The 22,013-nt window shown below is 69.8% G+C and carries 18 protein-coding genes and 1 pseudogene; 6 read left to right on the top strand and 13 right to left on the bottom strand.

Annotation, left to right across the window (positions count from 1 at the left end; genetic code table 11):
• Positions 1-84: 84 nt before the first annotated feature.
• Positions 85-2,304, bottom strand: a complete 2,220-nt coding sequence (locus ACFVV5_RS11640) for a HelD family protein (RefSeq protein WP_387243685.1) — start codon at positions 2,302-2,304, stop codon at positions 85-87.
• A 280-nt stretch (positions 2,305-2,584) separates the two neighbouring features.
• On the opposite strand from ACFVV5_RS11640, the gene ACFVV5_RS11645 reads away from it, so the two are divergent.
• A complete protein-coding gene (locus tag ACFVV5_RS11645; protein WP_387243688.1) occupies positions 2,585-4,210 on the top strand; it encodes a DEAD/DEAH box helicase in 1,626 nt (541 codons plus the stop codon).
• 126 nt (positions 4,211-4,336) lie between these two features.
• Here the strand turns inward: ACFVV5_RS11645 and ACFVV5_RS11650 are convergent, their stop codons facing one another.
• Genes ACFVV5_RS11650 through ACFVV5_RS11660 form a run of 3 tightly spaced genes read right to left on the bottom strand, consistent with a single transcriptional unit; the run spans position 4,337 to position 6,398 of the window.
• Positions 4,337-4,915 carry a TetR/AcrR family transcriptional regulator gene (locus ACFVV5_RS11650; RefSeq protein WP_387243691.1) on the bottom strand — a complete coding sequence of 193 codons (579 nt, stop codon included), beginning with the start codon at positions 4,913-4,915 and terminating at the stop codon, positions 4,337-4,339.
• Positions 4,908-5,792: an alpha/beta fold hydrolase gene (locus ACFVV5_RS11655; RefSeq protein WP_387243694.1), complete on the bottom strand. Its 885-nt coding sequence runs from the start codon at positions 5,790-5,792 to the stop codon at positions 4,908-4,910. Before ACFVV5_RS11655 ends, ACFVV5_RS11650 begins: the two co-directional genes overlap by 8 nt.
• Before the next feature lie 60 nt (positions 5,793-5,852).
• On the bottom strand, positions 5,853-6,398 hold the full coding sequence (locus ACFVV5_RS11660) for a DUF1697 domain-containing protein (RefSeq protein ID WP_387243697.1): 546 nt from the start codon (positions 6,396-6,398) through the stop codon (positions 5,853-5,855).
• A 204-nt stretch (positions 6,399-6,602) separates the two neighbouring features.
• On the opposite strand from ACFVV5_RS11660, the gene ACFVV5_RS11665 reads away from it, so the two are divergent.
• Complete coding sequence (locus ACFVV5_RS11665) at positions 6,603-8,567, top strand: potassium transporter Kup (RefSeq protein ID WP_387243700.1); 1,965 nt, start codon at positions 6,603-6,605, stop codon at positions 8,565-8,567.
• Between the two features lie 55 nt (positions 8,568-8,622).
• Positions 8,623-8,982 (top strand): annotated as a pseudogene (locus ACFVV5_RS11670) (alcohol dehydrogenase catalytic domain-containing protein); the annotation flags it as partial.
• Between the two features lie 94 nt (positions 8,983-9,076).
• Here the strand turns inward: ACFVV5_RS11670 and ACFVV5_RS11675 are convergent.
• Both ACFVV5_RS11675 and ACFVV5_RS11680 read right to left on the bottom strand, forming a co-directional pair.
• Positions 9,077-10,372, bottom strand: coding sequence for an MFS transporter (locus ACFVV5_RS11675; RefSeq protein ID WP_387243703.1), 1,296 nt, complete (start codon positions 10,370-10,372; stop codon positions 9,077-9,079).
• Between the two features lie 23 nt (positions 10,373-10,395).
• Positions 10,396-10,980, bottom strand: a complete 585-nt coding sequence (locus tag ACFVV5_RS11680; RefSeq protein ID WP_387243706.1) for an SDR family oxidoreductase — start codon at positions 10,978-10,980, stop codon at positions 10,396-10,398.
• Between the two features lie 83 nt (positions 10,981-11,063).
• On the opposite strand from ACFVV5_RS11680, the gene ACFVV5_RS11685 reads away from it, so the two are divergent.
• A complete protein-coding gene (locus ACFVV5_RS11685) occupies positions 11,064-12,494 on the top strand; it encodes a PLP-dependent aminotransferase family protein (protein WP_387243709.1) in 1,431 nt (476 codons plus the stop codon).
• Between the two features lie 61 nt (positions 12,495-12,555).
• Here ACFVV5_RS11685 and ACFVV5_RS11690 read toward each other — a convergent pair whose 3' ends face one another.
• Positions 12,556-13,314: an alpha/beta hydrolase gene (locus ACFVV5_RS11690; RefSeq protein WP_387243712.1), complete on the bottom strand. Its 759-nt coding sequence runs from the start codon at positions 13,312-13,314 to the stop codon at positions 12,556-12,558.
• A gap of 200 nt (positions 13,315-13,514) precedes the next feature.
• A complete protein-coding gene (locus ACFVV5_RS11695) occupies positions 13,515-14,918 on the bottom strand; it encodes a DUF2252 domain-containing protein (protein ID WP_387243715.1) in 1,404 nt (467 codons plus the stop codon).
• 139 nt (positions 14,919-15,057) lie between these two features.
• Between ACFVV5_RS11695 and ACFVV5_RS11700 the strand changes: the two genes are divergently transcribed.
• Complete coding sequence (locus tag ACFVV5_RS11700; RefSeq protein WP_387243718.1) at positions 15,058-15,627, top strand: M15 family metallopeptidase; 570 nt, start codon at positions 15,058-15,060, stop codon at positions 15,625-15,627.
• Here ACFVV5_RS11700 and ACFVV5_RS11705 read toward each other — a convergent pair whose 3' ends face one another.
• The 5 genes from ACFVV5_RS11705 to ACFVV5_RS11725 are packed head-to-tail and all read right to left on the bottom strand — an operon-like array spanning position 15,628 to position 20,705.
• Positions 15,628-16,599, bottom strand: coding sequence for a carbohydrate kinase family protein (locus tag ACFVV5_RS11705; RefSeq protein WP_387243721.1), 972 nt, complete (start codon positions 16,597-16,599; stop codon positions 15,628-15,630).
• Positions 16,596-17,486 carry a carbohydrate ABC transporter permease gene (locus tag ACFVV5_RS11710; RefSeq protein ID WP_387243724.1) on the bottom strand — a complete coding sequence of 297 codons (891 nt, stop codon included), beginning with the start codon at positions 17,484-17,486 and terminating at the stop codon, positions 16,596-16,598. The genes ACFVV5_RS11705 and ACFVV5_RS11710 overlap by 4 nt, the downstream gene beginning before the upstream one ends.
• Positions 17,486-18,436, bottom strand: coding sequence for a carbohydrate ABC transporter permease (locus ACFVV5_RS11715; RefSeq protein ID WP_387243727.1), 951 nt, complete (start codon positions 18,434-18,436; stop codon positions 17,486-17,488). Before ACFVV5_RS11715 ends, ACFVV5_RS11710 begins: the two co-directional genes overlap by 1 nt.
• Positions 18,437-18,456: 20 nt before the next feature.
• On the bottom strand, positions 18,457-19,788 hold the full coding sequence (locus ACFVV5_RS11720; protein ID WP_387243730.1) for an ABC transporter substrate-binding protein: 1,332 nt from the start codon (positions 19,786-19,788) through the stop codon (positions 18,457-18,459).
• A 35-nt stretch (positions 19,789-19,823) separates the two neighbouring features.
• A complete protein-coding gene (locus tag ACFVV5_RS11725) occupies positions 19,824-20,705 on the bottom strand; it encodes an SIS domain-containing protein (RefSeq protein ID WP_387243733.1) in 882 nt (293 codons plus the stop codon).
• Positions 20,706-20,844: 139 nt separating this feature from the next.
• On the opposite strand from ACFVV5_RS11725, the gene ACFVV5_RS11730 reads away from it, so the two are divergent.
• On the top strand, positions 20,845-21,987 hold the full coding sequence (locus ACFVV5_RS11730) for an amidohydrolase family protein (protein WP_387243736.1): 1,143 nt from the start codon (positions 20,845-20,847) through the stop codon (positions 21,985-21,987).
• Positions 21,988-22,013: the final 26 nt, after the last annotated feature.

A 22,013-nucleotide genomic window follows, 5' to 3' on the forward strand; every position in this document is an offset into this window, starting at 1 on the left:
CGTTCGGCCGCGGAATCTCCGTCGTTACCAACCGGGAGACAACAGCGAGACAACGCGAGACAGCGGCGAGACAGCGGATGGAGCTCAGCGCGTGACGAGCGTGAGGCGCTGCGTCGGCCGCGTCATCGCCACGTAGAGGGAGGCGGCGCCGCGCGGGGACTCCGCGACCAGGGCATCCGGATCGGCCAGCACGACAGCGTCGAACTCCAGCCCCTTCGCCTCGAATCCGGTGAGCACCGCGATCGGACGGGAGAGACCGGCCGCCCCGCGTGCCGCCTGGGTGCCGAAACGCCGCTCGACGGCCGCGCCCACCGCATCCACTGCCGCCGCCGCGGCGATCACGGCCACCGTCCCCGCCGAGTCGATCGCCCGGTCGGCCGCGACCGCCTCTGCCACCGACTCCCCCAGCCCGCTCCCGTTCGCCGAGACCCGGCGGATCGGCCAGTCGCCTTCGCGCACGGCGCGGGTCGGCGTGATCGGCAGTCCCGCCGACTCGGCCAGCCGCTCCGCCTCGCGGGTGATCTGCGCCGGGGTGCGGTAGTTGACCGTCAGCTCCTCCAGCCGCCAGGCGTCTTTGAACGACAGCGTGAGCGCCGACTGCCAGCTGGTCGCGCCGGCCGGCGACGCCACCTGGGCGATGTCGCCGACGATCGTGAACGACTTCATCGGGCAGCGCCTCACCAGCAGGCGCCACTGCATCGGAGACAGCTCCTGCGCCTCGTCGACGACGACATGCCCGTACGTCCAGGTGCGGTCGGCGGCGGCGCGCTCCGCGGTGGTCCCGAAGTCGACGCGCTCGGCGAAGCCGTCGGCCAGCTGCTCGGCGCGCACGAGTCCTTCGACGCCCATGTTCCGGATGGCCGCCCGCGCGTTCTCGAGGTCGCGCTTGCGCTGGCGGTCCCGTTCGCGCGCTCCGGCATCCGGTCTGCCCGGGAACGCGCCGAGGAGCTCGGCCGCCTCGTCGAGGAGCGGGACGTCGCTGACCGTGAACGGCGCCGACCGCTCGCGGGCGAGTGCGGCACGCTGGGCCGGAGTCCAGCGCGGGGTGAGCTCGGCGAACCACGACGGACGCGCGTACAGGTCCTGGATGAACTTCTCCGGCGTGAGCGGAAGCCAGGCCGTGTTCAGCAGCACGCGCACGTCGTAGGAGGTTCGCAGGTCTTCGCGGAGCACCTTCAGGTCGGCTTCGTCGATGGTGGACCCGCTCGCGCGCAGCTGCGAGGCGAGCTTCTCGGTCAGCTCGCCGAGCGCCTGCTTGACGAAGACGACCCGCGCGAGGTTGTGCGGCTTGCCGCCGCGCTGCGCCTTGGCGATCGCGCGGGCGATCAGGTCGGGCTCGACCACGAGACGCTCGCCGTCGATGTCGACGGTCTGCGATTCTGCGGGAACCTTCTGCCGGGACCGCACGGCCCGCGACAGCAGCCGCGCCATCTGCGCCGAGCCCTTGAGCTTCGCCGCAGCCGGCTCGTCGTCGACGGCCGCCTCCACCCCCGGGTACAGCTCGCCGAGGGTCTGCATGACGACGCCTGTCTCGCCGAGCGACGGCAGCACGGCCTCGATGTAACGGAGGAACGCGGTCGACGGCCCGACGACGAGAACTCCGGATGTGCTCAGCCGCTGGCGGTTCGCGTACAGCAGGTAGGCGGCCCGGTGCAGAGCGACAGCGGTCTTGCCGGTGCCGGGACCGCCCTGCACGACGAGTGCCCCGCGCAGGTCGGAGCGGATGATGCGGTCCTGTTCTGCCTGGATGGTCGCGACGATGTCGTGCATCCGGCCCGTGCGCTGTGCGGTGAGCGCGGCCAGCAGCGCGCCCTCGCCCTGCACGACCTCGCTGCCCGCTGCGCTGCCGTCGAGCAGTGCCTCGTCGAAGACCTCGTCGTCGATGCGCGTGACCTGGCGGCCGCTCATCGTGAGATGCCTGCGTGCGCGCACGCCCATCCGCTCGCTCGCCGTGGCCTGGTAGAACGCGCTGGCCTGCTGTGCACGCCAGTCGATCAGAAGAGAGTGCTGGTCGTCGTCGCGCAGTCCGACGCGGCCGATGTAGCGGTGGGCGTCGCCGTCGGGGGGCTCGTCGAGCAGCAGGCGGCCGAAGACGAGCCGGGCGTCGACGTCGCGCAACTGCGCGAGCTGGTCCTCGTAGAGGCGAGCGAAGGCGTCGCGCTCGCTGCGCGCCTGATGGTTTCCGCCGACACTCTCCCGCCGAACGCGGGTCAGCCGTTCCTCGGTTTCGGAACGCAGTTCATCGAGGCGGACGTACAGGTCGGCGACGATTGCACGCTCGCGTTCGAGCTCCGATTCCTGCACGCAGACCACCTCTCGATTCGGGCCGAAAGTCTACTTCCTCCAGCCTGGAAGACGCTCAGAGCCCGATCCTGTAGACTGTGATCACTTGCGAGTCCACGATGGACTCCCTGCGTCGCAGAACGCACCACGCGCCGCGCCGGGCAACCGCCCCGTGAGCGTCGACTTCTTTCTACGGCGAACGATCGTGCCGCTCGGCACCTTCGCCATTCATCCCCACCGTCGCGCCACCCGAACTGCGGGCAGGCGACGTGCGGGTCCTGATGCCGGAAAGGCACCACCTTTGTCTGAAAACTCCTTCTCCTCGCTCGGCGTTCCCGCGCCGCTCGTCGCCGTTCTCGCGGCCGACGGCAAGAGCGAGCCGTTCCCCATCCAGGCCGACACCCTGCCCGACACGCTCGCGGGACGCGACGTGCTGGGCCGCGGCAAGACCGGCTCCGGCAAGACCATCGCGTTCGCGCTGCCCATGGTCGCGCGCCTCGGCGGCAAGCTCGCCGGCGGCCGTCGCCGCTCGGGTCGTCCCCTCGGCCTGGTGCTCGCCCCCACCCGCGAGCTCGCCACCCAGATCTCGGCCGTCATGCAGCCGCTCGCCGACGCGTACGGACTGAAGTCGACCACCATCTTCGGCGGCGTCTCCCAGCAGCGCCAGGTCGCGGCCCTCCGGGACGGCGTCGACATCGTCGTCGCGTGCCCCGGCCGCCTCGAAGACCTCATGAAGCAGGGCTTCGTCACCCTCGACGCAGTCGAGATCACCGTGCTCGACGAGGCCGACCACATGGCCGACCTCGGCTTCCTGCCCGTCGTCACGCGCATCCTCGACAAGACCCCGAACAGCGGCCAGCGCCTCCTGTTCTCGGCCACCCTCGACAACGGCGTGGACAAGATCGTCAAGCGCTTCCTCCACAACGAGGTGCTGCACTCGGTCGACGAGGCCACCAGCCACGTCGACGCGATGACCCACCACGTCTTCGAGGTGACCACCGCCGAGGCCAAGAAGGACCTCGTCGAGAAGCTCGCCTCCGGAACGGGCCGCCGCATCCTCTTCACCCGCACCAAGCACCACGCCAAGAAGCTGGCCAAGCAGCTCACCGCGTCGGGCATCCCGTCCGTCGACCTGCACGGCAACCTCTCGCAGGTGGCCCGTGACCGCAACCTGGCCGCGTTCGGCGCCGGGGATGTGCGCGTCCTGGTCGCGACCGACGTCGCCGCCCGCGGTGTGCACGTCGACAACGTCGAGCTCGTCGTCCACGTCGACCCGCCCATGGAGCACAAGGCGTACCTGCACCGCTCGGGCCGCACGGCTCGTGCCGGCAGCTCGGGCGACGTGGTCACCGTCATGATGACCTCGCAGAAGTCCGACGTGAAGACCCTTCTCCGCAAGGCCGAGATCAACGTCCAGCCGCAGACGGTCGAGGCGACCTCGCCCGCCGTGGTGAAGCTGGTCGGCGAGGTGGCCGCGTTCGTGAAGCCGGTTCCCCGTGAGGAGAACCCGCGTGGCGGCGGTGGCGGCGGACAGTCGCAGGGCGCCAACGCGCGCCGCAAGCGCGCCGGCCGCGACGGTCGCCCCGAGAACGGCGGCAACGGCGGTGGCCGTGGCGGTCGCGGTGGCGCTGCGGGCGGCAACGCCGGTGGCGGTCGCGACGGCGCTCGTGCCGACTCGGCCGAGGGACGTCCGCGTCGCGACCGCTCGGGTCGCCCGGCGTCCGGCCACGGTGGATCGGCCGGCGGCGCAGCTGCTCACGGTGCTCCGGCTCAGGCCGGGACGGGCGCTCAGCGCTCCGGCGGACAGCGCTCCGGCGGACAGCGCTCGGGCGGCTCCGGCACCGGCAACGGCGGCGGAATCCGCGTCGGCAGCCTCGTCGGTGGAGGCACCGGCCGCGGCAACGGCTCGCGTCGCGCCCGCGGCTGAGGATCTTCCCCAGCACACCTTTCGTACGAAAAGTGCGGTTCCGCCCCGGCTGAACCGCACTTTTTGCATGAATGGGCGCGCCAGGGTCGCGGTCCGGGCGCGACGGGCGACGGGCGACGCGCGACGCTAGAGCCGCGCGATGGCGGCGATGACCCCGTCGATCAGCAGCCGGAAGCTCTGGTCGAGGTCGTCGGGCAGGCCGAACCCTCCGCTCAACTCGAGCATGACGAAACCGTGGATCGCGCTGCGGAGCATCCGGATCGCGTCGACGGTCTTCGACTCGGCCAAATCGAAGCCGCGGAGCGCGCCGCTCAGCACGGCGATGGTCTCCGCGGCCCGTTCGGCCAGCTCGGCGTCGGCGGGATCGGAGCGGTCGGGCGACACCTGGGTGGCCGCGTAGCGCCCCGGATGCTCGTGAGCCCAGGCTCGCACCGCATCCGCCGCCTCGCGCAGCGCCTCTGCGCCGGAACGCCCGATGGTCGCCCCCGCGATCACCCGCGTCAGCTCGCTGATCGAGACCGTCGCGACGAGACGTCGGAGGTCGTCGAGCGACGACACGTGCTTGTAGAGGCTGGGCACGGCGACGCCGGCGCTTCCGGCCACCGCGGCGAGCGTGAGGCGATCGAATCCGGATGCGCCCCCCGCGTCGACCACGTCGATCGCGACGTCGGTCACCGCGCCACGGGTGAGGCCGGCCCTAGGCACGCGCGGCCCAGGCTGCAGCGACCAGGTCGTCGCCGGTCGGGGCCGCGTCCCGCAGGGCGTTCACGAAGTCGAGGGTGGCGGGGACCGCGATGTCGGGACGCTGACCCTGCGGGTAGTGACCGCAGTCGGAGAGGAAGACGGTCTGGGCTCCGAGCGTGCCGAGCCACTCGCTCTCGGCGGCCGGGTCCGTGAAGTCGGGGTCGAGTTCGCCGACGAAGGTGATCATCGGCGCGCGGACGTCGCCCAGCCGGGGCTCGACGACCGTGTGCGTCAGCTGCAGGACCAGGTGGCGGAACGAGCGCAGGCGGCCGGGCTCCTTGAGGTTCGCCTTGATGGCGGCCACGTGCTCGCCGAGCCAAGGTGCGCGGTGTCCCTTGTTGAGGTTCTTGTCGTAGTAGCCGGCCCAGAATCCGGCGCCCCACGGACCGGCGAACAGCGCGCGGAACAGCAGGTGCACGGATGCTCGGACGAAGCCGCTCGTGGCCGGCTCGCGCAGGAGCGGGCCGTAGAGCACCAGGCCGGCCACGGCATCCGGACGCTCGGCTGCGGCCCAGGCGGCGGAGGCGGCGCCCATCGAGTTGCCGAGCGCGACCGCGGGGCCGCCGAGCTCGTCGATCAGTGCGATCAGGTCTCCCCCGGTGGCGATGTCGCCGAAATCGCGGAAGGTGGTGTCGCTCTCGCCGTGCGCCCGGAGGTCGGTGACGGCCACCCGGTAGCCGGCGGCCACCAGCGGGCCGACCAGCTCGCGGTAGGTGGAGCGGAGGTCGCCCATTCCGGGGACGGCGACGACGAGCGGGCCGGAGCCCTCGACGGTGTAGCTCACGCGCCCTTCCGGGCGCTGAAGGAAGCGGACCTGGCTGTCGGTGAAAGTGTTCATAGCCGTAAAGCTAATACCATTAGCCATCGGTGTCAAGGGGGTGGTCGGTGCACCGGCACGTCAGCCGGCATCCAGCAGCTCGAGGAGCCGTGTGCTCGTCCGCCAGCTGCGCACGGTCATCTGCCGGAAGACGGGCATCGCCATGAGACGGGTGATCCGGGTCTTCCTCGCCTGCGCCGCCACGCGCGAGAAGTAGAGCGCGCCAGGACCCGGGGCGATCGAGTCGACCCCTTCGCGCAACTCCGGCAGTTCGGCGCACACCTCCGCCGATGTCAGCGGATGCTTCAGGAAGAACACCTCGCTGCGCAGCCGGTCGGATCCGTGGTCCGGGGGCGCCGCGGCGATCGTCGCAGCGAGCTCGTCCCGCGACCGCGCCACGACGAGGATCGGGACCTCGAAGCGCGCTCCGAGCATCCGCTCGACGGCATCCTCGAGCTGCGGCCCGACCGCGCGATCGGCAGCGAACAGCACGTTGCCGCTCTGGCTGTAGGTGCGCACATCCTGGTAGCCCGCGTCACGGAAGCAGTCGGCGAGGTCGGCCATGCCGATGAGGTTCTTGCCGCCCACGTTGATCCCGCGCAGCAACGCGACGAAGGGCGTGCTCACGGGCGGACGAGGGCTGGTCGGCTTCGATGGTCCACGCCCCGAACATACGCCGATCCCGCGATGCGCCGCACTTCGCCGTCCCGCGCGGAATCTCGCGACGCGCCGGGGTGGTCGGGCGGAGCAGGGGTAACGTTGCGCGAATGCGGGGCACATCGTTCCACCGGGTCGCATGACCCGACCCATCGCAGTCGACAGAGGAGTCCAGTGACGGTTTCGGCCGGACCGGGCGGCGCCGATGCCGCCAAGAAAGAGACGCCGGGGGCGCCCCACGTCGTCCACCACGGCTCGAGGGCGCTGGTGGCGACCGCGATCGCCGCGTTGGGCGTCGTGTTCGGCGACATCGGCACCAGCCCGCTGTACGCGCTGAAGACGGTCTTCCAGCTCGACAACGGCGCCGTTCGCGCCAACCAGGAAGACGTGTTCGGCGTCATCTCGCTGATGTTCTGGAGCATCACGATCATCGTCTCCATCAAATACCTCGGCATCCTGATGCGCGCGGACAACGACGGCGAGGGCGGCGTGATGGCGCTGGCGGCGCTCGCCCAGCGGCTGTACGCCAAACGCGCCGGGCGCGCCGGGATACTCCTCGTGATCGGCATCGTCGGCGTGTCCCTGTTCTACGGCGACTCGATCATCACGCCGGCGATCAGTGTTCTCTCCGCAGTGGAGGGCCTCCACGTCACGGTGCCGGCCATCGGGCAGCTGGTGATTCCGATCGCAGCCGTGATCCTGGTCGGCCTTTTCGCCGTTCAGCGCTTCGGGACGGGCAAGGTGGGCGTGCTCTTCGGCCCGATCATGGTGCTGTGGTTCGTCGTCATGGCCGTGGCCGGCCTGGCCATGGTGATCAAGGATCCGGCGGTTCTGCTCGGTCTGTCGCCGACCTACGCGGTCGTCTTCATCGTCGCGCATCCGGCGATCTCGTTCATCGCACTGGGAGCGGTGGTCCTCGTCATCACGGGAGCCGAGGCGCTCTACGCCGACATGGGACACTTCGGTCGCTCGCCGATTCGCCGCGCCTGGTTCTTCCTCGTCTTCCCGGCGCTCACGATCAACTACCTGGGCCAGGCCGCGCTCATCCTGCACGATCCCGCTGCGAAGGCCAACCCGTTCTTCCTGCTGATCCCGGAGTGGGGGCGACTCCCGGTGGTGATCTTGGCGACCGCCGCGACCGTGATCGCGAGCCAGGCCGTCATCTCCGGAGCCTTCTCACTCACTCGGCAGGCCGTACAGCTCGGTCTGCTCCCGCCGCTCACCGTCCGGCAGACGTCCAAGCGCGAAGGCGGCCAGATCTATCTGCCCGCCGTCAACGCGCTGCTGTTCATCGGCGTCATGGCCGTGATGCTCGCATTCGGCTCCTCCGATCGGCTGTCCACCGCCTACGGCATCTCCGTGACGGGAGCGCTCGTCGTCGACACGTTGCTGCTCCTGCTCGTCGCACGCCCCCTGTGGCAGTGGGAACCCTGGAAGATCGTCGCCGCGGCCGTCGTCTTCGGCGGGCTGGAACTGGCGTTCCTCGCAGGCAACCTCCCCAAGATCTTCAACGGAGGGTGGGTGCCCCTGCTCATCGCCGCCGCCGTCATCACCGTCATGACGACGTGGCGCCGGGGCCGTTTGCTCGTTCTGAACGATCGGAAGACGAAGGAGGGTGCCCTCTCCGAGTTCATCGAGGACGTCCGTGCCCAACACCTGCCGAGGGTTCCCGGGATAGCGATCTTCCCGCATCCGAACAAGGACAGCACGCCGCTGGCCCTGCGCGCGAACGTGAAGCACAACCACGTTCTCCACGAGCACGTCATCATCGTGTCGGTGACGACAGCGTCGATACCGCACGTGCCGGTATTGGAGGCGTTCGCCTACGACGATCTCGGCTTTTCGGACGACGGCATCGACCATCTGAGCATCCGCTTCGGCTTCTCGGACGAGCCGGACATCCCCCGTGCGCTCCGCGCCGCCTGTCATGCCGGCGTCCTCCCGCTCAAGGCCACCGACTTCAAATACGCGTCGTACTTCATCTCCCGAGGGGCGATCCGGACCAGCCGGAAAGGGGGCATGGTCCGGTGGCGCCGATCACTGTTCATCGCGCTCGCGCACAACGCGGCGGACCCGGCCGCCCGCTTCGGGCTTCCGCCGCTCCGCACCGTCACAATGGGCAGCGACGTCGAGATCTGACGGCGAGGGAGAGGTCGGTGAAGCAGCGCGTTTCAGCCGCTTCGGCGGCCCGGAGGTGCTCGAGCTCGTGGACCTTCCGGACCCGCATCCGGGCCCCGGCGAAATCCGGATCGCGGTGCGCGCCGCCGGCATCAACGCGAGCGACTGGATGAAGCGCCAGGGTCTGCTGGACCAGGAACTCCCGCAGACCATGGGTTACGAGGCGGCGGGTGTCGTCGACGAACTCGGTGAGGGGGTGACGGATGCTGCCCTCGGCGATCGCGTTTTCGGCGCCTACCCGTATTGGGCGGCCCAGGCGGAATGGGCCGTGCTGTCCTCCTACGCTCCGATCCCGCCCTCGCTGGACTTCGCCGGCGCAGCCGCACTGCCGGCCGCGGTCGAGACGGCGGCACGTGCGCTCGACCAGCTCGGCGTCGACCCTGTCGCCTACGGCCGCGTCGGCGAAGCCGGCCGGGTGCGCGGCAAGCTCGTGCTGCTGGTCGACTGACTCGGCGTCGGCACCACTCGCGTCAGCGCGTCGGAGCGGCCGAGGCCGGGCGGGCATCCACGGAGCCGGCGGTGCGCCCACCGCTCGAGTCCGCCGCAGTTCGTCGGCCCGTGACGGCCTGAGCGAACAGGCTTATCACGGCCAGCAGGATCGTCAGCGCCGCATAGCCCACGACGGCGGGCACCTCGCCGACGACACCGACCAGCTGGCCCTCGACGATGATCGGCACCCCGAAGGCGGTGTACGACACCACATAGATCGCGGCGACGACCCCCGCCCGCTGCTGGGGCGCGACGAGCGGAATGATCAGCCCGAGCGCCGCGGTGAAGGATGCACCGAACGCGACGCCGGCGATGGCTTGGCCGATGAACATGAGCGCCAGGCTTCCCGCGAAGACGCCGCCGATGATCCCGAGCGACCCGGCGATCGCTGCGATGATGCCGATCGTCATCGCTCGTCGCGGGGCCACCCGCGCGAGGGCGAAGCCCGTGATGACGGAGACGGCCGGGGTGATGAAGCCGGCGACGCCGTTCAGGACGCCGCTGTCGAGGTGGAACACACTGCGGACCATGCTGGGTGCGAGCCCGCCGGAAAGTCCTGCGAGCATCCACACCGCCGCCACGACGGGAGCCGCCGCAACGAATTCTCGGCGCGCCGTGCGCGGGACCGAGACGCGTGGGATCAGCGATCGGACGGCCCCGGGGGTGCGCCGTGCGGTCTCGGGCGAGAACAGCGCCACCCCCACTGCGATGATCGTCAGCACCAGCAGGCCGGTGAAGATGACGGTGTTGGCATCCGGGATGAACTGGATCGCCACCCCGGCGATGAGCGAGCCGACGGCCAGGCCGCCCGTGAGCCCGACACTGCCGAGAGTCGCGCCGAGCGACCTCCGCGCCGGCGGCGACAGTTCGACCAGTGCGGCCGTGAAGGCGGCGGTCGCCGCGCCGCTTGCGACACCCTGGACGATCCGGCCGGCGATCACCCAGCCGATGTCGGGAGCGACGAGGAAGATCACCGTTGCCGCGACCTGCACGAGAAGCGCACCGATGAGCACAGGCCGTCGACCGACGTGGTCGGACAGCGATCCGAACGTGAGGACCGCGGCCAGGAAGCCGATCGCGTAGGCGGCGAACGCGACCGTCAGCATCGAGGGCGGGAATCCCCACTGCTCTCGGTAGACGACGAGCAAAGGAGTGAGGACGCCGGCCGCCAGATAGAGGCTGGTGAACCCGAGCGCCGTGCCGACGAACGCCGGCTGACGGGGAAGCGTGAACCGGCGAGGCGCCGGGGTCTGGTCGAGACCGGGTGTTGTGGACATGGGATGCTCCTGAGCCGGCAGCGTCAGTCGGTGATGACGACGACGCCGGACTGGCTGTCCAAGAGCTCCACAGTCCGTTCCGCTGCGCGGTCGATGTGCACGCGGGGCTCGGCGGGGACCTGCTGCTCGTTGTAGGTTCCGGGTCCGTAGAACTGGCCGTAGCTCAGGACCACGCCGCCTTCGGCGAGAATCGCTCGCTCCAGTTCGGCGACAGCCAGAGCATCCGGGCCGTCGGGCAGCTGCCAGGCGACGGTCTGGGCCAGAATCCTCGGCGCGCCGCTCGCGCGGGCTGCTTCGATCAGGTTCTGGTTGCCCTCGGTTCGGATCCGAGCGTTCAGCTGGGCGTGATCGCCGATCTTCGTCACGTCGTCGGGCAGATCCGTGAGCTCGTTCACGATGACGTCGGGCTCGAAGTCCACGACCGCCCGGATGAGCGCCTCGCGGTCGAAGACGTCGACCACGATCGGCTCTGCGCCCAGCTGGGCCAGTCGGTCAGCCTTGCCGGCCGATCGGGTCATGCCGCCGACGACGTGGCCCTCGTCGACGAACAGGGGGATGAGACGCGTACCGATGACACCGGATGCGCCGGCGAGGAAGATTCTGGACACGGGAAGTACCTGCTTTCGTGGTGGATTCGAGGATGATGACTCGACTGTACGCACCAAGCGGTATGGGAGTATGGTCCACTATCATGTCGAAAACGCAGACCACTTCAGCGGATAGTCCGAGATCGCGTGCTGGGCTGGACCTTCTCGTCGACGTCACGGGCCCCCGGCTGCGGGCAAGTCTGACCGACGCGCTCCGTGACGCGGTGCGATCGGGACGCCTGGTCGCCGGCACTCGTCTGCCCGCGTCCCGGGTGCTCGCCACCGACCTCGGCATCGCACGAAGCACGGTGACCGAATGCTACGCAGAACTGGTCGCCGAAGGCTGGCTCACGGCGCAACAGGGATCGGGCACACGCGTCGCGACCCTGGTGCGTCCGCTCACCGAGCCGACAGCAGCGGCAGTGACCGGCCCGGATGACCGCAGAGCCATCCAGGGGCTCGTGCCCGGCTCGGCGGACTTCGCCGAGTTTCCCCGCCAGCAGTGGCTCGCCGCCGCCCGGCGCGCCCTCGCAGCCGCCCCCTACAGCGCGTTCGGGTACGGCGACCCGGCCGGCCGGATGGAACTGCGCACTGCTCTCGCCGGCTACCTCTCTCGCGTTCGCGGGGTGCAGACGGAGGCGGAGCGCATCGTCATCTGCTCGGGATTCCACCACGGTCTGGCGCTGGTCGCGGAGGCGCTCGCGGGCAGAGGCGCACAGGCGATCGCGGTCGAAAGCTACGGTCTCGACCTCTACCGCGCCCTCCTCTCGGAAGCCGGCCTTCGCATCCCGCCGCTGACCGTCGACGATCAGGGTGCGCGCATCCGGGAGCTCCGCGACCTCGAGGTCGGCGCCGTGCTGCTGACCCCCGCCCACCAGTTCCCGACGGGTGTCGCGTTGTCCCCGGAACGCCGTGCTGCTGTGCTCGACTGGGCACGCAGCACCGATGGCTTCATCCTCGAAGACGACTACGACGGCGAGTTCCGCTACGACCGCAAGCCGGTGGGCGCACTCCAAGGCCTGGACCCCGAGCGCGTCGTCTACTTCGGCACGGCCAGCAAGTCGTTGGCACCGGCACTCCGCGTTGCCTGGATGGTGCTTCCGGAGAGCCTTCTCCGGGACGTGCTGGCGGCCAAGGGGCGCGTCGAGACGGTCAGCGTGCTCGACCAGCTCACCCTCGCGGAGTTCATCGCGTCCGGCGCATTCGACCGCCATGTCCGCTCGCGACGGCAGAACTACCGGCGACGCCGCGACCAGCTGATCGCCGCCCTGGCGCGCCGCGCGCCCGACGTGCGGGTGAGAGGCATGGCGGCTGGGCTGCAGGCCGTTCTCGAACTCCCGGCCGGAACGGAGGGCGCGGTTCTCCGAGCGGCGGCCGCCAGCGGGCTGATCGTGAGCGGAATGGCGGAGTACCGCCACGAAGCGCTCGACCCGTCGACGGTCGACGACGGTCTCGTCATCAACTACTCGGCCATCTCCGACAGTGCCTGGGAGGGAGCGCTCGACCTGCTGTGCAGCGTCATGCCCGGACGCTAGCTCCGTGCCCCCGAGGGCACCGGCGCCCGGCTGATGCGCCGGACGCCGATGCCGCGCCGGCTCAGGCGAGCGTCAAACGGGCCGAGCCGAGATGCCGCGCGAAGAACCCGATCGAGTCCTCGGCCTCGAACCACGGGACCTGGTGATGCCCGCCCGGGTTGGCGTGCAACGTCTTCTCCGTCGAGCCGAAGGCGTCGAACAGCTCCAGGCCGGACTGACGGTCGATCTCCGCGTCGTCCCACGGGAGCAGGAACTGGATCGGCACGGTTATCCGCCTCGCCGCCTCGACCAGCGACTCGTACACCAGGACCCCGCCGAAGATCGCGGCGGTGATCCGGGGTTCGATCACAGTGAGCGGCAATCCGATGGCGGAGGCCAACGTCATGCCGCTGTAGCCGACCCCTCCATCCGCGCCGACCTCAGGCAGCCCCTGGAGAGCATCCAGGACCATCCGCCATTCCGGTACGGCACGCTCTGCCAGGGCGCTGTTGTAGTCGGCGACGATCGGCCCGATCGGCTCGCCCTCGGCCCGAGCCCGCAGCATGGCGGCGACCCACCGTCGGTCCTGGGCCGATCGCGTCCGGTCGCCGTGCCCCGGTGCGTCGATGGTGGCCACGGCGTAGCCGCCGGTCGTCACCAGGTGCTGGGCACGTGCCACGAGCCCCGGAGCCCTCTTGTGCAGCCCGCCACCGTGGCCCAGCAGCACCAGCGGCGCATGATCGGAGCCGGATGCGGGCGACCAGAAGACGCCGGTCACGTCATCCAGTGTGAAATCGCGTTCGATGACACCGTTCGACGATGTCTGTGCAGTGAAATGCATAGTTGTTACCTTTCGGGAGTGCCTGTCGAGGCGCTCCCGGCGACAACTACGTCAATCGCCCAGCCGTGAAGAGGACGGGGAGCACCCAAGGGATACAGCGTTCATGGGTCTCACCTCCTCGCAGGTTTCACGGACTTCAGGACGCTACCAGCCCGGATGCCGTCCCGTCCAGCATCGGTGGCGGATCGGCGGCCCCGCCGCTACGGTCGCGGCGCGACCGTGAATCGCCCGGCGTCGACGGCTTCCTGGAGCGCCTCGAAATCGAGAAGTGACTGGTCTGCGTATGCGTGCGACCAGTCGACGACCGCGTCCGCGAACGCCGAGCCCGTGCCGATGTAGCCGGCGATGAAGGCGCCGTCGGGGCTGCGGGAGTGGGCGCGGGCGAGGATGGTCGAGCACGCGGTCACATACTCGGTGAACGCCTCGGCGGGCATGGCGGCGATCGGGAAGGAGACGTTCTTGTCGCGGAACTGGCGGACGTAGAAGCCGATCCCCGCGACCGTCAGGTAACCGAGGAAGGGGTCGGAGACGGCCTGCAGGATGCGCTGGTGAGCCGTGACGCGGTAGCCGGGGTTCGCTGCCAGGATGACGGGGTCGACGCCGTCGACCGTGCCGACGGGAACGTGGCCGAACTCGTGGATCACCGAGTCCGTCGCTTCCTTCACCTGCAGCACGAGGGGTTCGCCCGCCGGTCCGGTGAGCACGACGATGTAGCACTGCGTGCCGACACTGCCCACGCCGACGACGCGGCGGGCGGCGTCGGTGATCGTGTGCTGTGCGAGCAGCAGCGAGATGTCGGAGGTGACCGTCGTGCGATACCGCTCGATCACCTCGCTCACCCGCCGTTCGATGGCCGGCCCGACGTGGGTGAGCCTCGGCGGGCTCTCGATCACCCGCACCGAGCCGTCCTCGGCTGTCTCGGTGATGCGCGCGATGAGGCGTTTCGCGGTCCGCTTGTCGGCCGCCTTCATCGCGGCCTGCACGACCACCCGGCTGGCCTTGCCGAACTGGTGTCCGTCGTTCACGACGGCGGCACGGAAGAACCGTTCGACGACATCCACCCGGAGCGCTTCGCGCAGACCGTTGCGGTAGGCGGCAGCGGCTCGCGAGGCGGCCTCGCGCACCTCCTCCGTGCCGGCGCCGCGCGCGCGAGCGGCGATCACGACGCTCGTCACCAGCCGCTTCACGTCCCACTCCCACGGCCCGAGGGTCGCCTCGTCGAAATCGTTGAGGTCGAACACCATCGACCGTTCCGGTGAGGCGAACAGCCCGAAGTTGCCGATGTGCGCGTCGCCGCAGATCGCCACGGTCGCGCCCGTGTTCGGCCCGCCTGCGAGGTCGGCCGCCTGGATGGCAGCGGTTCCGCGATAGAAGGCGAACGGATCCTGCAGCATCCGGGACATCCGCAGCGGCACCAGGTCGGGCAGGCGCTTCTCGTTCTGACGCTCGAGCACGCCCAGGGGATCGCGGTGAGCATCCGGTTGGTAGCGGGCATGGGAGGTACGGGGCACCGTCGCCCGCGCCGCCCGGCCCTGGTCGAGCTTCTCGCGAGTGGTGACGACGTGCGCGTGGTTGAAGCGCAGACGACCTGGAATGCGACTCATAACGCAAAGCTACGCCGTGCCGGCCTCCGCGGCAGGCAGGCCGATGGTCATCCGAGCGACCGAGGCGGATGCATCGCTGAGCGGATTCGCGACGTCCCCCTGGTCGAACAGGCTGGACTCCGACCCGAAAGGACCAGCCGTGCGCCTCCGAACCATCCTCGCCTCCCTTGCGGCGGGCATCCTCATCACCGCTCTCGCCGGATGCACGCCCCTCGATGCGCAGGGCTCCGCCGCGGCATCCGTGCCTCACGTCTCGGACGCCGGCCGGCTCGGGCCGCAGGACGGGTACATTCCCACGGGAGGCAGCGTGGCGCTGACCGACGACGTGCCCGCGGTCACCCGCCTCGACGGCCGCCTCCGGGATGCGCTGGGTCGTGCCGCCGCTGCGGCGGCCGAGCGCCACGTCGCCTTCACCATCGCCGACGGCTGGCGCAGCACGCGCTATCAGCAGTACCTGTTCGACCAGGCCGTCGCCCAGTACGGGAGCGCGCAGGAGGCGAGTCGCTGGGTGAAACCCGCCGACCAGTCGAAGCACGTGCACGGCGCGGCGGTCGACATCGCGACAGCCGACGCGATGGACTGGCTCGTGCGCTTCGGGGCCGAGTACGGCCTCTGCCAGATCTACGCCAATGAGTCCTGGCATTTCGAGCTCGCCGCCGACGCCTCCGGAACGTGCCCCGCCCTGCTCACCGACGGCTCTGCGGGCTGATCAGCGCGTGCGCGCCGGTGCAGGTGCCGGCGACAGCACCGCGGCCAGTTCCGACTCGGTGGCCTGCGTCGCCGTTCCCCCACGGCCGCGCACCGAGAGCGATCCCGCCGCGGCCGCCCACCGCAGGCGCTCCCGCTCGGTCGTCGCATCGCCCATCAGGGCCGCGAGGTATCCGGCGTCGAAGCTGTCGCCCGCGCCCGTCGTGTCGACCACGTCCACCACGAGTCCGGATGCCCGCCCCGCGAACACACCGCGCTCGAACGCGACACCGCCCTCGGCACCGGCCTTGACCACGACGCGGCAGCCGAGAGCGGAGAGCGCGGCCCCCGCTTTCTCGATCCCGTCCGCGGGCTCCCGCGTGACGGCTGCGGCGACCGCCAGCGCCTCCTCGGCGTTCGGCAGGAACACGCTCACCAGCGGCAGCAGCTCCTCCAGCCCGGTCCAGTGCCCTGCCGGGTCCCAGTTCGTGTCGAGGCTGATCGTCACCCCGCGCGCACGGAGCCACACGAACAGCTCGGGCATCCGGTCGGCCAGGGTCGGCTGCAGAAAGTAGGAGGCGACGTGCACGTGATTCGGTGCGAGCTGTTCGACCGCAGCCCGCACGGCGTCCACGGTGAGCTCCGGGATCGTACCCGGCAGGGTGAGGATCGCGCGGTCGTGCGGTTCGGAGAGGATCACCGACAGCCCGGTCGGAGTGTCGCCCGACACCATGACCGCCGACGTGTCGACCCCGCGCTCCTCGAGGCGGTCGAGCACGAACCGGCCGAACTGGTCCGCGCCGACCACCGCCGCCAGCGCCGTCCGCACGCCCAGCCGGGCGAGACCGCTAGCGACGATCGCCGCGCTGCCGCCGAGCAGCAGGTCCGCGCCGTCGAGCAGCTGCTCCACTTGCCCGAACCGTGGGACGGTGTCGCCGGTGAGCAGCAGGTCGGGGTTGGCGTCGCCGACGACGAGGACGTCGACCCCGCTCATCCCTTGAGGCCGGAGAACGTCATGGTCGCGATGAACTGACGCTGCGCGAAGAGGAAGAACAGGATGAGCGGGAGCGTCGCGATGACGTTGCCCGCCATGATCAGGCTCCAGTCCGTCTGGTGCGCGCCCTGGAAGTTCGCGATGCCGAGCTGCAGAGTGAAGGACTGCTGGTTGTTGATCGCGATGAGGGGCCAGACCAGGTCGTTCCACGCTCCGAGCAGAGTGAAGATCGCGAGCGTCGCCAGCGCCGGACGTGCCAGCGGCAGAACGATGCGGAAGAAGATCTGCCACCGGTTGCAGCCGTCGATCGCCCCGGCCTCTTCGAGCTCGGCCGGCAGCGAGAGGAAGAACTGCCGCATCAGGAAGATCCCGAACGCCGTCGCCAGCCACGGCACGATCGCGGCTCCCAATCCGTTCAGGAGCCCGAGGGTGGCGAAGAGGATGTAGGTGGGGATCATGAGCAGCTGGGTGGGGATCATGATCGTCGCGAGAATCATCAGGAACCCGAAATTGCGGCCGGCGAACTTCAGGCGGGCGAACCCGTAGCCGGCCAGCGAGCACAGCACCAGGTTGGAGAGGATCGCCGTGCCGGAGACCAGGATCGTGTTTCCGAGCCAGAGCAGGATGTCCGTCTGGCCGAACAGCTTCACATAGCCGTCGATCGTGAAGTGCGACGGGATGAACGGCGGCGGGAACGCGACCAGCTCCTTCGCCGGCGAGAACGACGCGAGCGCCATCTGCACGAACGGCACGAGGAACAGGATCGCGATCGGGAACAGCACGAAGTGCCAGCCGCTCAACCGCCGCCTGCGGCGTCCGGGCGTCGCGCCCACACTGGCCGCCACGTCGAGGGACGACGTCGCCACCTCATCCAGAACCGTGGTCATCAGAACGCCTCCGAACCCTTACGCCGCGAATACACGACGATGAAGATGGTGATGAGAAGGGTGGCCGCGAACAAGACGTACGCCGCCGCCGATCCGTAGCCGAACTGGAGGGAGCGGAACGCCTTGTCGTACAGGAAGTAGACGATGGTCTTGGTCGCATCCAGCGGGCCGCCGCGCGTGGTCGTGTAGACGAGGTCGAACAGCTGGATCGCCTGGATCGTCTGCCAGATGGTCACGAACACGGTCACCGGCGCGAGCTGTGGCCAGACGATCCGCCAGAAGGTCTGCCAGGGGTTGGCGCCGTCGATCCGAGCCGCTTCGATCAGGTCCGCCGGCACGTCCTGCAGCGCGGCCAGGTAGATCACCGTGGTGAATGCGGCCGATCCCCAGAGCGACATGATCGCGATCACGAGCATCGCCTGGTGCGGATCGTCGAGCCAGCCCTGCTGGGGCAGGTGCAGCACCCGCAGGACGTTGTTCACGAGCCCGAACTGCGGGCTGAACAGGTAGGTCGACAGGATGCCCGTCGACGCAGCCGACGCGACGAACGGCACGAAGATCGCGGTGCGATAGAACCCCATCCACCGGATGCGCCGATTGAGCGCCACCGCGAGGAAGAGCCCCAGCAGCACCGAGGCGGGTACGAACAGCACGGTGAACCCGAGCGTGTTGCGCACCGCGTTCCAGAAGTCGGCGTCGCTGATGAGCTGCACGTAGTTCGCGGCGCCCACCCAGGTCGCCGGGCTGAAACCGTCCCAGCTCTGCAGCGACAGGATGAACGCCCACACCGCGGGGAAGATCGACAGGCCCAGGATGATGATGGTCGCGGGAGCGACGAACCCCCATCCGGTCAGCGCCGCCTTGAGCCCCTGCCGGCGCCGGACGCGACGCGACCCCGTCGCATCCGGTGCATTTTCTCTCCCGATCGTGGGAGCGGCGGTGTCGGCCATCAGTGTGTTCCCGCCCACTCCTACTTCGTCATCTCACTGTCGGCGGTCTTGGCGGCCTGCTCGAGCGCGGGCTGCGGTTCGCCCTGGCCCTGGAGGACCGACGAGATCGCCTTGCCGATCGCCACCGAGAGGTCGGCGTAGCCCTTGGTCGTCGGCCGCGTCTCCTTGACGTTCTTCGAGTTGGCGACGAACACGTCGTAGCCCGGATAGGTCGCCGCCTCCTTCATGACGGCGTCCGACGTCGCCTCCGACGATCGCAGCGGCAGGTTGCCCACGGCGACGTTGAAGCGCTCGTCCTGCTCGGCCGAGGTCAGCCACTGGGCGAACTGGGTCGTCCAGTAAGCGCGGTTGGCATCCTTGTGGTCGAACAGCGCCCAGATGTCCGGCCCGGAGACCGTCTGGTGGTCGCCGTTCGTGCCGGGCAGCGGCACGACTCCGTACTTGGTGCCGCCGATCTTGAGGTCGGACAGCTGCCACGGACCCGAGGTGATCATGCCGATGCGGTTGCTGACGAACAGCTGACCGAACTTCGTGTCGGTCTGGTCGAGGTAGACGCTCTTGTCATCGACGGCCATCGACTGGAGGAAGGTCAGGGCGTCGACGCCCGCGGGCGATGCGAACTCCGACTTGGTGCCGTCGCTCGAGAGGATGGAGCCGCCGTTCTGCCACAGGTGCGGCCAGAACTGCCAGGTCGTCTCCTCGCTGCCGGAGACGGAGTAGCCGTAGCCGTAGATGTGGTTGGCGGAGTCCGTCAGCTTCTTCGCTGCGGCGCGGAAGTCGTCCCAGGTCCAGTCGGCGGTCGGGTATGCGAGACCGGCCTTGTCGAACAGGGTCTTGTTGTAGAGGAGGCCGATGTTGTCGACCACCGCCGGGAAGCCGATGACCTTCTTGCCGGTCGGCTGGGCGGTCCCGCGTGCCGCGGCGGTGAACTCGTCCCACTTCACCTCGGGCTTCTTCACGTCGCTCGAGAGGTCGAGCGTGCGGCCGGATGCCTCCAGCTGGCCGGCCCACGAACCGAACGCGTACGACATGTCCGGGTACTGATTGCCGGCGAAGCCGGCCGAGAGCTTCTGCAGCAGCTGGTCGGTCGACGAGGCGCCGGGCGAGAGGTCGATGGTGACGTTGGGGTGCGCCTTCTCGAACTCGTGGGCGAGGCCCTCGATCGCCGTCTGGGCGGCGTCGACCTGGCCCGACCACACCTCGATCTTCACCTTCGCCTTGGTGTCGAGCGTGGTGGACCCCTGCGATCCGCTGCAACCGGAGAGGGCGACAGCGGCTGCCGCGACGGCGATCACGCCGGTGAGGCGCAACGCCCTCCTGGCCTTCGTGCTGGTTCTGAGTGGGAGTGACATCTTCGGTTCCTCTCTCGGTGCTGTGGAGACTCGGGTCAGCTGAGGACGATCGAGCGGGTGAGGTTGCGCGGGGCGTCGGGATCGAGCCCGCGGAGCTCTGCGATGGCGACGGCGAGGCGCTGAGCATCCGCCAGTTCGACCAAGGGGTCGCGGGAGCCCGACACGACCGTCGCGCCGGTGTACTCGATGTCGTCGACGAGGCTGGGCTCGACACGGCCGATGATCCAGACCAGCGAGCGCGAATCGGCGACGGCGAGCGGTCCGTGGCGGTAGTCGAGCAGCGGGTACGACTCGGCCCACGCTTGTGCGGCCTCGCGGATCTTCAGGGCGGCTTCCTGCGCGAGCCCGTACGTCCATCCGCTGCCGAGGTAGACGAAGTGCGAGAACGAGGCGACGTCGATGCCGAGGGGTCGGCTGAGCGCCGCCTCCGCCTGGTCGGGCAGGGCGCTGACGTCTTCGCCGAAGGCGGCGCGGGCGAGGAGCAGGAAGGTGGTGGGGAAGCGCGTCTGGACGACCGACTCCTCGTCGGCGAAGTCGAGCAGGAGCACGTCGCCCGCCCGCTCGGCGACCGGCGAGTCGGCGACGCCGGTGACGGCGATGGTGCGCACACCGGCCGGAACGCGGTCGAGCGCGTCGATCGCCTCGGTCGTGGTGCCGGAGCGGCTGAGCACGATCACGGCGTCGTAGTTGCGCCACGGCCAGGGCTCGGAGGCGTAGGCCGCGTCGGTCTCGCCGAAGCCGGCGGCCTCACGCAGCGCCGCGAACGACTCGGCGACGAACGCCGAGGTGCCGCAGCCGAGGACGAGCACCCGTGAGCCCGGCAGGGTGAGCAGCGCGGTCGCGCGCTCGGAATGCCCGGCGAGGGCCTCCCGCCAGATCGCTGGCTGACTGGTGATTTCGCGGGAGGTCAGTGTCACGAGGGGATGCTCCTGTGGTCGGTCCATGAGGCGCGCTGCTCCGCGCGTTGGACTTATCATTGGCGCACAGTGAGCGTTTGACAACAAAAATGTCCAGTTCGCTCAGTCTTACTGATTGTTTGTTACAGAGAGGTTACAGATGCCCGATCCCGACTGGTCACTGCTCGCGGAACTCCGCCTCGCCGACTGGGCTCCGCGAAGCGAGCTGCGGGTGACGCAGACCGTGGTCGAACGGCCCCTCGCCCCCGTGATCGATGTGCACAACCACCTCGGGCGGTGGCTGAACGACGGCGAGTGGATGTTCGACGACGTCGCGGCGCTCGTCGCGATGATGGATGAGTGCGGCGTCGAGACGATCGTCAATCTCGACGGGCTCTGGGGAGACGAGGTCACGGCCAACGTCGACCGCTACGACCGCGCGCATCCGGGGCGTTTCGTCACGTTCTGCCACGTGGACTGGGCGAGACTCGGCGAACCGGGCGGGGCCGACGCGCTCCGGGCGTCCCTCGACGACAGCGCAGCGCGGGGCGCGCGGGGCGTGAAGGTGTGGAAGGACCTCGGGCTCACGGTCCGCGACTCCGACGGCAGCCTCATCGCTCCGGACGACCCCCGGGTGATCTCGGTGCTGCGGCACGCGGGCGGGCTCGGGCTTCCGGTGCTCATCCACACCGCGGACCCGATCGCGTTCTTCGCGCCGGCGGACCGCCGCAACGAGCGGCTGGACGAGCTCACCGGAGTCCCTGAATGGTGGTTCGGCGACACCGAGCGGTACCCGACCTTCGACGCCCTGCTCGACGCGCACGCCGCCCTGGTGCTGGCCTGCCCCGGCACGACCTTCATCGGGGCGCACGCCGGATGCGCGGCCGAAGACCTCGACCGCGTCGAACGTCTGCTCGCGGCGGCACCGAACTACACGATCGACACGGCGGGCCGGATGGCCGAGCTCGGACGGCAGCCGCGCCGATTCGCGCGACTGCTGGCCGCGCATCCGGAGCAGGTGCTGTTCGGAACGGACGCCTATCCGGCCGACGCCGACGCGTACCGGCTGAACTACCGGTTCTTCGAAACCGCCGACGAAGGCTTCTCGTACGACCCCGGGAGCGAGATCCCCGGCCAGGGGCGGTGGAACGTCTCGGCGCTCGACCTCGATCCGGAGCTGCTCGAGCGCGTGTACCGCACGAACGCGAAGCGCGTCCTCGGGCAGGTTGGAGAGGAGTCCCCGGAACACGACATGGGCCCGGGCGCGGCGCCCCATCGCCGAGACCGCGCGGCTCGAGCCTAGCGCGGCGCGCGGCGCGGGCGGTGAGC

It is taken from the genome of Leifsonia sp. NPDC058248, assembly GCF_042881905.1.
In the GTDB taxonomy this organism is placed as follows: Bacteria; Actinomycetota; Actinomycetes; order Actinomycetales; family Microbacteriaceae; genus Leifsonia.